The sequence below is a fragment of the Clostridium sp. AF17-21AC genome (assembly GCF_003461365.1).
GTDB lineage: Bacteria > Bacillota > Clostridia > Lachnospirales > Lachnospiraceae > Coprococcus > Coprococcus ammoniilyticus.
Genome location: NZ_QTWY01000008.1, coordinates 50361 through 63483 on the forward strand (window position 1 = coordinate 50361; position 13123 = coordinate 63483).

Annotated in this window: 12 protein-coding genes and 1 tRNA gene; 3 read left to right on the forward strand and 10 right to left on the reverse strand. The window is 41.4% G+C overall.

The window, feature by feature from the left end; all coding sequences use genetic code 11:
• Positions 1-71: 71 nt before the first annotated feature.
• Entirely contained in the window at positions 72-905 is an 834-nt protein-coding gene (locus DWW85_RS11385; protein WP_117808689.1) for a S1-like domain-containing RNA-binding protein, read from the reverse strand.
• On the reverse strand, positions 902-1630 hold the full coding sequence (locus DWW85_RS11390; protein WP_021943622.1) for an acyl-ACP thioesterase domain-containing protein: 729 nt from the start codon (positions 1628-1630) through the stop codon (positions 902-904). Before DWW85_RS11390 ends, DWW85_RS11385 begins: the two co-directional genes overlap by 4 nt.
• Positions 1631-1844: 214 nt before the next feature.
• Here DWW85_RS11390 and DWW85_RS11395 point away from each other — a divergent pair.
• Positions 1845-1917 (forward strand) — tRNA-Gln (locus DWW85_RS11395).
• A gap of 462 nt (positions 1918-2379) precedes the next feature.
• On the opposite strand, the gene DWW85_RS11400 is transcribed toward DWW85_RS11395, so the two are convergent.
• Positions 2380-3231 carry an amidohydrolase family protein gene (locus tag DWW85_RS11400; protein WP_117808690.1) on the reverse strand — a complete coding sequence of 284 codons (852 nt, stop codon included), beginning with the start codon at positions 3229-3231 and terminating at the stop codon, positions 2380-2382.
• A gap of 282 nt (positions 3232-3513) precedes the next feature.
• Here DWW85_RS11400 and DWW85_RS11405 point away from each other — a divergent pair, with 282 nt between their 5' ends.
• Complete coding sequence (locus tag DWW85_RS11405) at positions 3514-4248, forward strand: N-acetylmuramoyl-L-alanine amidase (RefSeq protein WP_117785320.1); 735 nt, start codon at positions 3514-3516, stop codon at positions 4246-4248.
• 220 nt (positions 4249-4468) lie between these two features.
• On the opposite strand, the gene DWW85_RS11410 is transcribed toward DWW85_RS11405, so the two are convergent.
• On the reverse strand, positions 4469-6739 hold the full coding sequence (locus tag DWW85_RS11410; protein WP_117808691.1) for a glycoside hydrolase family 3 C-terminal domain-containing protein: 2271 nt from the start codon (positions 6737-6739) through the stop codon (positions 4469-4471).
• Positions 6740-6926: 187 nt separating this feature from the next.
• Positions 6927-7868, reverse strand: coding sequence for an acyl-CoA thioester hydrolase/BAAT C-terminal domain-containing protein (locus tag DWW85_RS11415; RefSeq protein WP_173783669.1), 942 nt, complete (start codon positions 7866-7868; stop codon positions 6927-6929).
• Positions 7869-8677: 809 nt separating this feature from the next.
• Here DWW85_RS11415 and DWW85_RS11430 point away from each other — a divergent pair.
• Positions 8678-8869: a helix-turn-helix transcriptional regulator gene (locus DWW85_RS11430; protein WP_226801040.1), complete on the forward strand. Its 192-nt coding sequence runs from the start codon at positions 8678-8680 to the stop codon at positions 8867-8869.
• A 67-nt stretch (positions 8870-8936) separates the two neighbouring features.
• Here DWW85_RS11430 and DWW85_RS11435 read toward each other — a convergent pair whose 3' ends face one another.
• The 5 genes from DWW85_RS11435 to DWW85_RS11455 form a co-directional block, all read right to left on the reverse strand.
• The gene (locus DWW85_RS11435; protein ID WP_117808696.1) at positions 8937-9497 is read right to left on the reverse strand and encodes an NUDIX hydrolase; all 561 of its coding nucleotides are present in this window, start codon (positions 9495-9497) and stop codon (positions 8937-8939) included.
• A 94-nt stretch (positions 9498-9591) separates the two neighbouring features.
• Positions 9592-10326 (reverse strand): GntR family transcriptional regulator, encoded by a 735-nt coding sequence (locus DWW85_RS11440; protein WP_117808697.1) that lies wholly within the window; start codon positions 10324-10326, stop codon positions 9592-9594.
• Positions 10316-11077 carry a GntR family transcriptional regulator gene (locus DWW85_RS11445; protein WP_117808698.1) on the reverse strand — a complete coding sequence of 254 codons (762 nt, stop codon included), beginning with the start codon at positions 11075-11077 and terminating at the stop codon, positions 10316-10318. Before DWW85_RS11445 ends, DWW85_RS11440 begins: the two co-directional genes overlap by 11 nt.
• A 123-nt stretch (positions 11078-11200) precedes the next feature.
• On the reverse strand, positions 11201-12820 hold the full coding sequence (gene ptsP / locus DWW85_RS11450; RefSeq protein ID WP_117808699.1) for a phosphoenolpyruvate--protein phosphotransferase: 1620 nt from the start codon (positions 12818-12820) through the stop codon (positions 11201-11203).
• 28 nt (positions 12821-12848) lie between these two features.
• Complete coding sequence (locus tag DWW85_RS11455; protein WP_117785315.1) at positions 12849-13106, reverse strand: HPr family phosphocarrier protein; 258 nt, start codon at positions 13104-13106, stop codon at positions 12849-12851.
• Positions 13107-13123 lie beyond the last annotated feature (17 nt).

Below are 13123 nucleotides of genomic sequence, written 5' to 3' on the forward strand. Positions count from 1 at the left end.
CTTTTCAGCCATATAACACGCATAGCTGTCTTTTTGTTTCTCCTGAACATTCCTGCTCATTTACGAATACATTATTTGATGATAATGTTTTTCTCTGTGATCCGGATCTTACCCTCTTTTAACAGATGTCCAACCGCACGCTTAAATGCATTCTTGCTAAGTCCGAACTCTTTCTCGATCACTTCTTTATCTGCCTTGTCATTAAATGGTAAGGTTCCTCCATAGCTTTCAATGATATTGTATACCATCTCGCTGTCATTGTTGATCTGTTCACGGATCGGCTTCTGTAAACTCAGATTGAGTTTGCCGTCTTCTCTGACATTTGCCACACGGGCTTCTACCGTCTCACCCACATTGATCCGGGAATGGATCTCCTTCATCGGGATCAGGGCTGAATAACGATTATCAACCGCAACAAAGGCTCCCAGATTCTGATTAAATTCAAATACCGTTCCACTTACGGAATCCCCTGCCTTATATGGGGACTGTGTCTCCAGATAGGCATATACCTTCATGCTGACGCACAAACGCTTGGAACGATCCTCATACATCCGGACCAGATACGACTGACCTTCCCTTACCTTGCTTGTCTGCTCTTTAAAAGGAAGCAGGATATCTTTTTCCAGTCCCCAGTCCATAAATGCACCGATGCCTGTCACATTGACACATTTTAATACTGCAAGTTCTCCCATCGTTATGATCGGATGATTTGTTGTTGCGATCAGGCGATCTGCGGAATCACGATAGATAAATACATCTAATTGATCTCCCATTCTTGTTCCCGCAGGTACCTGTTTCTTCGGAAGCAGGACTTCCTCGTCATCGTATTTTTTCCCGGCAAGGTAAATGCCGAAATCTTTCTCTTTTACAACCTCTAAATGGTTCCATTCGCCAATCTTGATCATGCTGTCTGTCTCCCCGTTCTCTTTGTTTTAAATTCTACTATACATCTGGTCTGATCTTCTTCATCTGCAAATACAAACTGTATCAGATCATCTCTTTCTGCTTTCTTTATTACGATACATTCATCTTTTACAAACTGCCGCTTATACTCGCTTCTGATCTGACAGATCATGTCATCCGAATCGATATATTCCAACGCCAGCGCAATATATGCTTCATTATTCATGTGGTTATTCGAATCAATCTGATAAGGCAGAACAACCCTTCTGTCTGTCTCTTCCATGCCTTCGATCAGCCGGATCTTTCTCGGAGCATATTCCATCGGAAGCTTTTCTGCAAGAGGATATGCTGCTCCTACTTCAGGCTCAATTCTTACAGGACGAAGCGTATCAGTATCAATATAACTCCACTGGGAAGCTGCCTGTACAATATTCGCTCCATTCTCATCCCGAATAACTATATTACGATATCCCATGGAACCTTTAAAATCATATGCCCAGGTTCCAACCCTGATCTTCTCCTGTAATACCGGATACCGCTCCACATCGATCTGCCATGAGATCAGAAACCATGCCCGGTTATGGTCCTTCAGATATTCAATTCCAATTCCTGCCTGTTCTGAATCGAAGATCGCACAATCCTGAAAGTAATTTGCTATCGTTGCCGCATTTGCTTCCTGTCTTCCATGCGTTTCGCTGTATCTTACGATCGCATCAAAACTGTACATATGTATTCTCCATTTCCTATTATAATGTCATCTCCACAAGTGCTCCCATTATACAACAGCCGGGCTATTATTTCTACCTGGATTTTCTATTTCCATTGATTTTTATTCTCAAATTTTTCGTGTTCATTGCGTATAAATAACTTTTTGTAATTTTTTTAAAAAAGTGCTTGCTTTTTTCAAACTGTTATAATATAATATCATCTGTTGACAGCAATGGGCTATCGCCAAATGGTAAGGCACTGGACTCTGACTCCAGCATTTTCAAGGTTCGAATCCTTGTAGCCCAGCTCTTAAGAACCAGATGTGATCTGGTTCTTTTTTTGTGCAATCAATCATCATGCAGAAATTGTGCTTGCAACGCAAGAGCACAAATTTCTATATGATGGTCAATGTTCATCGAGTCGTTAGACGAGAGGAACCTGATTGCACAAAATTGTTTTCAATTTGACGACCGCTAATCATCGAGTCGTTAGACGAGAGGAACCTGATTGCACAAGAAAGGGAAAGGGACCGCCATCTTACAGGCAGTCCCTTGTATTTATGAATATTTTTTTGTGAAAAAAACAACGACTTAAATTTCGGATGTCTTAGGAGCTATCTTCTCTCCTTTTCTTATTGTAACAAAATTGTAACACATTTTTAATTTTTGCGCAATGTCTATTTTTACTAATTTATCGGAAATTTATTTTACTTTTATATATGAATCCTCTAATGCTTTCAAATATATTGTATAGTTCTCTTTATATTTTCTATTCTGCATCCGGCAGTCCCAAAAGCTGCAATGCGTTTTCTCCAAGGATCTTTTTCTTGTCTTCATCTGATAACGGAAGTGCCTGTATGTCCTTTATGGCCCGCTTCTGATCTGTCCACGGACTGTCTGTTCCAAATACGATCCGGTCTGCTCCATGTGCTCTGATCAGTTTCAGGAACATCTCCTCTGATGCCAGCTTCCAACGATGTTCAGCACCCGAAAGCCATGCAATCTCTCCATAGGAAAATGCTGTATCCATATATACATTTCTTCCGCACAGCTTCGCAAGTACCTCGTCCCAGAGATTCCAGCCACCCATATGTGCAAGAACGAGCCGCTCCGGCTGAACTTCATCTAATACTTCGCACACCATGTCCGGTGTACAATGTGTTACAGAGGGAAGCCCGATATCTACTCCGGCATGAACCACAACGACCAGACCAAGCTCTGTTGCGTAACTGATGATCCGTTTATAACGGATATCATTGAACATGGCATCCTGATAATCCGGATGCAGCTTAATTCCCTTTAATCCGGCAGACTTGATACCATTTAAAATCTCTTTATAGTTATCATTTCCGGGATGGATTCCGCCAAATGACCAGACACCACTACCCGTAAACTGGGCTGTTACTGTCTTTGCCACGGTATTGATCCGCTCCACCTGATGAGGTGCGGTTACAACAGGAAGGACAACAGAAATATCAACGCCGCTTTGCGCCATTGAATGCTGCAAGCCTGCAAGTGTACCATCTGATGCCGGCTTTGTCTTTGATCTACTTACTAACAGTTCAAGTGTCTTTGAAGCTATTTTATCCGGATATGTGTGAGTATGAAAATCTACGATCATCTTTTATTCCTTTTCTTATCTTCTCCCTGCCACCCTATATTAGGGTAACACTCATATTTTCATTTGACAATATTGAAATCTTTAGAAATTTATCGGTTTCTTTTGGTTTTTTCTATATAAATTGCTGTATTATGTCACCTGTCATTCCATCTTTCTTCGTATATTGCCCATATACACAAATATTAAATCTTTTCTATCGTATTGAAAATCCGATCATTTTAGAGTATCTTAGTTGAGAATAAACTAGAAACAGAAAGGGCTGCTCCGGCAGTTTTATACATTATGGCTGGAAAAACAAAAAAGAAACTGACCGTTACACAGATGCGGTCTGTCATAAAATTCCTGATCGGTGTCAACATCGTCCTGCTCATCGCCGTTATCGTTCTGTCCGTCCTGTTGGCGGTCAGTCGGTCAAAAAGCAGCAAGGATGCCGTCTCGATCATAAAACCGGACGGAAAATACACAGTCTGTCTGGATCCGGGACATGGCGGTTCCGATATCGGTGCAACCGGAATTAATAATATTCATGAAAAAGACGGGAATCTGAAGCTTTCCTTAAAGGTTGCAAAACTATTAAAGAAAAACGGAGTAAAAGTTGTCATGACGCGTGATGATGATTCTACCGTTTCTTCCGAAGAACGTGCTGCGATTGCAAATGACTGCGACGCAGATCTCTATCTGGCACTCCACAGGAACTACGCAGCAAATCCTGAGGCCTGTGGTGTAGAAGCATGGATCTACAGCTCCGGTTCCGAAAAGAACCATGCGATCGCAGATACCATCCTGTCCAATCTGGAAAAGGTCGGAATCTCCGATAACCGTGGTGTCCGTACCGGAACACAGTTTGACAGTGACAACGATTACATCGTTATCAAACAGACAAATATGACAAGTCTGATCATCGAGATGGGCTTTATCAGCAACGAAAATGACGTAGAGCTCTACGATGATAACATGGACGATTACGCCGCCGCGATCGCAAACGGCATAATAGAATGGCTCAACGAATATCAATAAACGCACAGATGCCGATATAAACAACCCGCCTGCGGGTACTATGAAATATCACGTTTGCCTACCTTCCTTTCATACAATTTTATATGCATATGTCTTTGCTGCAATAAAGTCATTTGCAGCTCCGACATAGCACAAAATTGTATGAAAATCAGTCGGCTGCTCTATGGATGTTTCATAGTACCGGCAGACAGTTTGTTCATATCGGCATTTTATCTATTCATTATTTTATTGTTATGGTTGTTACCGATCGAATATCAGAAACAGAACTTCCGATATAGATCGTATAACTTCCTGCTATGACCTTCCACGCATCCGTCTTCTCATCAAAATGACGAAATGCATCTGCTGTCAATTCAAATTCCGCATACTTTGTTTCTCCCGGTGCAAGTGATAACTTGCAGAAGCCCTTCAGCTCCTTCACAGGATTCTCCGGACTTACCTCCGCTTCTCCGACATACAGCTCTACCGTCTCTTTTCCGGCAAGCTTTCCGGTATTTGTTACCGGGATCTGTACCTTAAATGTCTGACCATCCGGCTCTTTTACCTGCATATCTCCATAGGAAAATGTCGTATAAGATAATCCATGGCCAAATGGGAACTGTACCGGGATCTGATATTTGTCATAATACCGATATCCGACAAATACGCCTTCTCTGTATGTTTCCGTCAATTTTGCATTCATTCTTTCATGTTCTTCTTCCGTTAAGGTTCTTCCGGGGAAATCTCCAAAAACCATCGCCGGTACTTGATCAAGAGATTTCGGCATGGTCATCACAAGTTTACCGGATGGATTTACTTCACCAAACAAGATTTCACCGAGTGCTCTGCCACCTTCCATTCCTGCATAACTCATCCATACAATCGACTTTGCATCATCAATCCATGCGCTCATATCAACCGGATTACCTGCCATCATGACAATGACCATATTCGGATTCACTTTTAAGAGCTCCGTGATCAGTTCATCCTGATGATATGGAAGCTTCAGATCCGGTCTGTCGTATCCTTCTTCATCTGTATCATGATTTAAACCGCCAACAAAGATCACATCATCATATTCTGAAGCAAGTGCAACCGCCTCTTCACGAAGTGCCTTCTGGATCTTCCGTCCTTCCGGATCATTTCCTTCATAAGCACCCTGCTCCGATGCCAGTTCATCCAGACTTACCTCCTGCCAGTTCAGTACCTGCTGTCTGTTCTTATCCGGTACATAATAACCTTCTGCATAGGTCACTTCGCAGTTACCGCCAAGCTCCATCTTAATGCCAAGCAGTGGATTGATCTCATAAAGTGCCGCAATCTCCGCACTTCCGCCACCATTTGAATGAAGCTTTGCTGCATTATGTCCGATCACCAGAAGCCGATGTGTCTTCTCAGGGGCAAGCGGCAGTCTCTGATCTTCATTCTTTAACAGTACAATTGATTCTCTGGCTGTCTCTAACACTGCATCCTGATGCGCCGAAGTATCATAACTTCCTTTCTTCCGGCTCCAGTCACGAACCGCATAGACGGCCGGCTTCTGTTCCGTGCAGCCAGCATATGTAGCCGTCTGTTCATTGTACCCACTTTGGGCTTCTACAATATCGATCATCTTGACACGGAGCATGAATCGAAGAATACTCTTTACCTTTTCATCAACTCTTTCCTCTTCGATCTCGCCATTCCTTACCGCATTTAACAATGGATCTGCCATGCAGTATTCATCGAAATTTGCATAGATCGACATCTCTACATCGATCGGGCTTTCTGCGGCAGCCTTTGTATCGTGGATGCCGCCCCAATCAGAAACAATCAGACCGTCATAATTCCATTCTTTCCGCAGTATCTCACCGAGCAGTTCATTATTTTCACAACAATGGACTCCACGGAACAGATTATAAGCACCCATAATAGATCTTACATTTGCTTTCTTTACTGCAGCTTCAAACGCAGGCAGATAGATCTCACGGAGCGTCCGTTCATCGATCTCGACATTTACCCAGTTCCGTTCTGTTTCCTGATTATTAACAGCAAAATGTTTTACACAGGCACCCACGTCAGAACTCTCGATCCCCTTGACCACCGGAACTGCCATCTCCGATATCAGAAATGGATCTTCACTGAAATACTCAAAATTTCTCCCGCAAAGCGGCGTCCGCATAACATTAACACCCGGCGCAAGTATGATATCCTTGCCACGTCCTCTGGCTTCTTCACCAAGTACCGTTCCTGATTTTTCTGCCAGCTCCCGGTTCCATGTTGCTGCAATCGCACTGTTGCTCGGACAGTATGTAACGCCATCATCATTATGTCCAGCTCTGCCCCAATTATCATTAAAAAATTCGAACCGCACCCCGGTCGGACCATCCGACATCACGATTGGGGGGATTCCAAGTCTTTCTACTGCCCCGGTGCGGAACAGACCCGCACCATGGATCATCTTTATTTTTTCTTCTAATGTCAGTTCATTTACTAACTGATTGATCTTTCTTTCATAATCTTTGTGAAACATCGTATTTTTCCTTTCTGTCCAGATATTTACAACCCTTATCTGCAAACGATACGGTTGCTGCAGGCTGTATGAACCGTTGTGTCGGCTTTCACTTCAAGTTCCGTCCCTCTGCCTGCTCAAATGCTTTATTTATAGCATCTATTCTATTCTGATTTTAATCCCTCCCCGATGCAATCGTCAATGCAAATCATTCCACACTGAAACTTTCTTTAAAAAATGATACCATCTTATTCCAGCTTTTCGCTCTTGCCTTCCGGCAACCCTCCGGATATTTGGCTTCCATTGTCATAAAGTGTGCCAACATCCGGTTCATCTTCTCTTCTCCACCAATTCCCGACAACGCTTTCTCCGGCATCGTCAGACAATGACCTGCTTCCGGATAAATCACACATTCGTATCTGTAAGGGAAATGAACCTCTTCTAACTTTCTCATGATTCTTGGAAATGCTTCATCCGACGGCCATGTATCATCATATTCCGGTGCAAGCAACAACACATCGCCCTGTATATTTTCCACCTTGATACGGCTGGCATCCGTACGGTCTTTAAAACATTCATTATAGTAAAAACGGTTCATCGCTTTCGATCCGTAATTCGGATTCTTTTTCCATGCCCGTAAGGTCGAACCTAAATGAGACAATGCCTCTGCTTGCTCATATGGTATATCTTTCCCATGATAACTGAAATATGATTTATGCTGTCTGACTACCATATGTTTGCAGCCCTCAACTACAAAATCAAATCCGGATACCGATACCACACAGGAAATATCCGGGAGCATAGACGCACACAATAACGTATATGCCGCCCCAAGAGATAAGCCTGTCATTCCGATGCCGGTAATCTCGACCGGACAGTTATTCTTTAACCAATGAACCGCCCGCTCTGCATAATCAACCGGAATAAATACCGTATCCTTTGAAAGCGGCGGCCACAGATAGAATCCAACCGATAACACACTAAATCCTTCCTCTGCGAGAAGCTTCGCGCGTGCTTCTACAAAATCCCGTTTCTCTGCACTTCCACCGACAAATATAACTGCTTTATCTGCATACTTTGTTCCCGGAAAAAAGGTTCCAAGAAATCCTTCCTTTTCTAATGTACACTGTAAATTCTGCTGTGCTTCCATGTATGTATCTCTCCCTTTCATGTTAGTTTAAACTAACAAAAGTATATCACATTAACACTAAAATACTATAGTTTTTTATAAATCTAATTAATGTTTACATAAATAAAAGGACATTCCTTGATGTCCTTTTAAAATCATCTTATATACTATTTCCAAGCAACTTCTTTCCTCAAATTTCATACTATATATGTCTATATATTTTAATATTCTTTATTCCTTTCATACTCGCAATTAGTTACATATTTATATGTAAATCCTGATACTTCATTTACACTTTTTTCATATGTAACCTTTATATTATTTGAACTAATAGTCATGGTTATATAATCATCTATCTTTATAGTACCTAGATCCTTAACTTGCTTATTAAATGAAAATTTATATTTATCTGTATGTAACATACTGGTAATTGTTGAATAATTCGTATATATGTATATTGTTCCCTCCCCCTGCAATTTTACAGTTCCATCATTCTGTGGTACACATCTTATCTGAATTGATCCATTACTATAATGAATATTACCGAAATGATGGCTATAACCATTATCGTTGCTTTTTTATTATATTTTTTCTGTTTTCACCACATTTCGGACAATATACAGCATTATCCATTACTTCTGCACCACATTTTTTACATATCACTTTTATTTCACCTCCGAATCAATCTGCTCTGTATCGTCTTCCAATGTTATATCTTCAATTTTAATCTCATAGTTTTCAGCTAACGCTTTTATTATCTTGTCCAACTGATCTGTTAAACCAGCATAGTCTATATTTAACTGTGTATAGTCTGAGCTAAATGTATATCGATTAATACTACTGTTAATAAATTAGCAACTAGAAGTGGCTTAACCCAAAGTACTGTTGAAAATATAATGTCTGGCAAAACAAAAAATCCTAAACTAAAAACTCTCCATAGACTAGCGATAGGTCTTGATATGACTGTTTCTGAATTATTAGATTTTCCTGAAATGAATAACACAGCGTTTGAAGATGAATAAATATAATAGCGAGGCAGTACATTTTATATATAAAAACATACTGCCTCGCTATTATATTTTTTATTCTCTATTCTCTGCTCCACACATAGCAGTATGCCTGTGTTCTTGCTGCAAATTTTGCTTTCTTAAGAAGTTCTCTGACTTCTGCCTTTGTATACCAGCCGGCTTCGATCTCTTCTAATGTAGAAGTACTCTTATGGAACTCTCCCCGTGCCTTTCCAACAACGCAGACATTTGTTTCATTTGAAAAACCAACCGCACTGTAGCTGGTTCCGATGAAATCATCGATCTCATATAATTCCAGCCCTGTCTCCTCACGAAGCTCACGCTTCGCACTCTCCTGCGGTGTCTCACCCGGATCGATCAGACCTGCCGGGAAGTTATATACCCATTCTCCCGGAGCAAGACGGAATTCCTTATCGATCAGTATCTTCTCGCCGGTCTCATCCGTAGCAATGATCACAACTGCATCTGCCATTTTGCCATGCAGTCCTTCAAAATCCGTAATGTCACCATTCCGGCTGATCATCTCATATACCTTCTCCTGATGATCCACTGTCTCATATGTTATATCATAGCGGGTAATAAATTTACCTTCGCATTTCTTTTCTACTTTTTTGAATTGCATTTTCAAATAACACCTTTCGAGTACTAATATTATAAACCGAAGCCGGCATAACAAGATCCATATGATCCGTAACAGAAACGCTTATGTCTTTCCTTTAAGAAACCTCAACATCAAACCGGAATTTTGTATAAGCAGGATTCAGATAACTCATGGTAAACTCTACAATATTATAATCTGCATCCGCACCCTGATAATTGATCTTATAAATCGCAGTTCCACGTTCCACCTGCAGCAGCTCTGCGAGCCGTTCATTTGCCTCACATATGACCAGCTTCTGTCCAAAATGGCATGGCATATGTCCTTTTGCTTCCATATAATCATATAAAGACACTTTGGCGAAATCAAACTCATCCAGATCATCAAAATATTTTGCCGGTACATATGTATATTCCACTGCAAATGGTATATCACCCTCTGATCGTACCCGGTAAATTCCATATATCATCTCATCATCCGAAATTCCAAGCTTATATCCCAGATATTTACTTCCTGTGATCTCACCGGTCCCGAGAAGGCGGTTTTTTACCTCCATTCCACCCTTACGGAGCGTCGCTGTGATGCCGGTATTTCCTGCTTCATTTGAATTATCCAGATCGATCTTTTTCTTATCTCTTTGTGCAACATACGTTCCGGAGCCCGGTTTACAAACCAGATATCCTTCTTCTACAAGCTTACTAACCGCACGTTTTACGGTCATACGGTTCACACCATAAGCTTCCGCCATTTTTCTCTCACTTGGTATTGCTTCACCCGGCAGATATTTTTTTTCATCTATTTTCTTGATAATAGAATCCTGTAATTGAATATATAATGGCATTCTATAATCCATGGAGCACCTCCTCCATCTTTTGCTTAATGACAGGATCTTCTTTTTCAAATGCGACCCATTCTTTATTGATCACCGATTGCAGATATTCCATAACCTCACCTTTCTCGTCATATGTGATTCCCTCTTTTTTTACAAGAGCAGTCAGCTTGTCAACATTCAAGGCTTTGGCTTCATTTTCATCAGCATATACAATTCCGACTGTTAATTCCTGTTTTTTGGGAATATGATGATATTCCTGAATCAAAATATCAAATAACGAATTATCTTCCAGATCAAACCGCATCAGCTTAGGAGCCTTGCTTTCCGGTATATATGAATATTCTATGGTGATCGGAACAGCCCTGTCTTCTTCTACGACCATACGGATACGGGTAATTTTGAATAACGGAGTTCCTAACGGAAGCTTAATACTTTTATTCAGTTCCTTATCTACTTCCACACGCTCAAACGCCAACAGTCTGCTTCTTGTTTGTGCCCCCATCTTTTCCAGCTTTTCACTGAATGATCGAATTCGGTCAAGATTGGATATCATTCTTCTGTGGGCTATGTAGTTGCCGCTCCGTTCCCTGCATTCTATGATCCCTTCATCCTCTAATAATTTATATGCAGATCTGACGGTAGCTCTCTGTACCCCAAACTGTTCAGCCAGATCCCGTTCAGATGGGAGTTTATCTCCTTCTTTCAGTTTATTTTTCATAAAGTAAAATTTTAATTCATACGCAATAAACTCATCTTTATTCATCAATTTCATGGCAAACTCCCTCCTGTACTCTATTAAGTATAGCAACTTTTCCAAACGCAAACAAGCAGGAAATGTCAGTTTATAAGACCAAAAACAGACCCGTACATGTGCGGATCTGTCTCTGTATACTTTTTATAACTCTCTTATTTTTTTCCTTAACGGAAGTATCATACCCGGTGCAACTGATAACTCATCAATGTTCATCTGTAAAAACCTTTCTGTCAGACTTAGATCGGCTGCAAGTTCACCGCATATTCCAATCCACTTTCCTTCTGCATGAGCATTCTCTGCTGCCATTTGGATCATAGATAACACCGCCGGATGGTGTGAATCATAGAAGGAATCCAGATTCCGGTTCTGGCGATCAATTGCCAGAGTGTACTGCGTCAGATCATTTGTTCCGACACTAAAGAAATCCACTTCCTTTGCCAGCTCTCTGCTGATCATAACCGCAGCCGGAGTCTCAATCATTATACCGGTTTCAATCTGATCGGAAAATGCTATTCCATCTGCACGAAGTCCGGTCTTCACCTCGTCCATTATCTCTTTAATACGACGAACCTCTGATACCGAAATGATCATTGGAAACATGATCGCAATCTGGCCATACGCGGATGCTCTGAAAATAGCTCTAAGCTGGGTCTTAAATAATTCGGGTCTGGTCAGACATATCCTGATCGCACGGAACCCCATTGCCGGATTATCCTCTTTTTCCAGATTAAAATATCCAACCTGTTTATCTGCTCCGATATCCAACGTACGGATGATCACCCTTTTTCCGGCCATCATTTCCGCTACCTGTCTATAAGCTGCAAACTGCTGTTCCTCTGTTGGATAAGTTTCATTTTCCAGATATAAGAATTCGCTTCTGAATAACCCGATACCACCGGCATCATTTCGGAGTGCCGCTCCTACATCTGATACATTGGCAATATTGGCATAAAGGTTAATCTTCTGCCCGGATCTGGTTACATTTTCTTTGCCCTTCAATGTCTCCAGAAGCTCACGCTGTTCCTGTTCGACAGCCTGCTTTTTTCTCATAGCAACAAGGATTTCTTCATCCGGATCAATATAGATCTTTCCTTCCTGACCGTCTACGATTGCAAGTCTTCCGTCATATTTCGGTGTTAATGTATCACCGATTCCTATAACAGCCGGAATATTCATGGTTCTGGCAAGAATCGCTGTATGGGAATTTGCCGAGCCTTCCACTGTAATAAATGCCAGCACCTTATCTTTATCGAGCTGAACAGTCTCGCTTGGTGTCAGATCATCTGCCGCGATGATTACCTGCTCCGTCATTTCAAATGAAGCATTCTGTTTTTTTGCAAACTGGGAAAGGAGCCTGTTCGATACATCCTTTACATCTGCTGCCCTTCCCTGCATATAGGCATCATCCATCGCTTCAAAGATTGCTGCATAATTATCAGATGTGACACCTATTGCATATTCAGCATTTACCTTTTGTGTATTTATAATATTCTCTACAGAATCATTATAATCCGGATCCTCAAGCATTAACTGATGTGCTTCAAAGATCATGGCATTTGCTTCTCCCACATCAGTAAGTGCCTTGTCATATAACTGCTGCAATTCAGAAAGTGCTTTTTCCTTTGCAGTCCGGAAGCGGCGTATTTCCGCCTCCGGATCATCGACATGACGTCGTTTTATCTGGATTTCGTCCCTTTTAAAGAATTGTATCTTCCCGATAGCAACTCCGCCAAATACACTTTTACCCTGTAATATTACCATATTGTCACCTCTTTAAAATCCGATCCTTTTACAGATGTTCCTGAACGAACGCTTTCAGGTTTGCTGCATCTTCTGCCTCGTTTTCACCTTCTACTTTTATCAGGATCTCCTGACCTTTTTTTGCTCCCAGACTCATAACTGCCATAACTCCTTTTGCGTTTACGGTTCTGGATCCAAATGTTACGGATACTGTGCTCTTACATTTTGCAGCAGCCATAACAAACTGTGAAGCCGGTCTGGCATGAAGTCCCTGCTCATCTGTAATTACATATGTGAATTCAACCATAATAACCGCCTGACCTT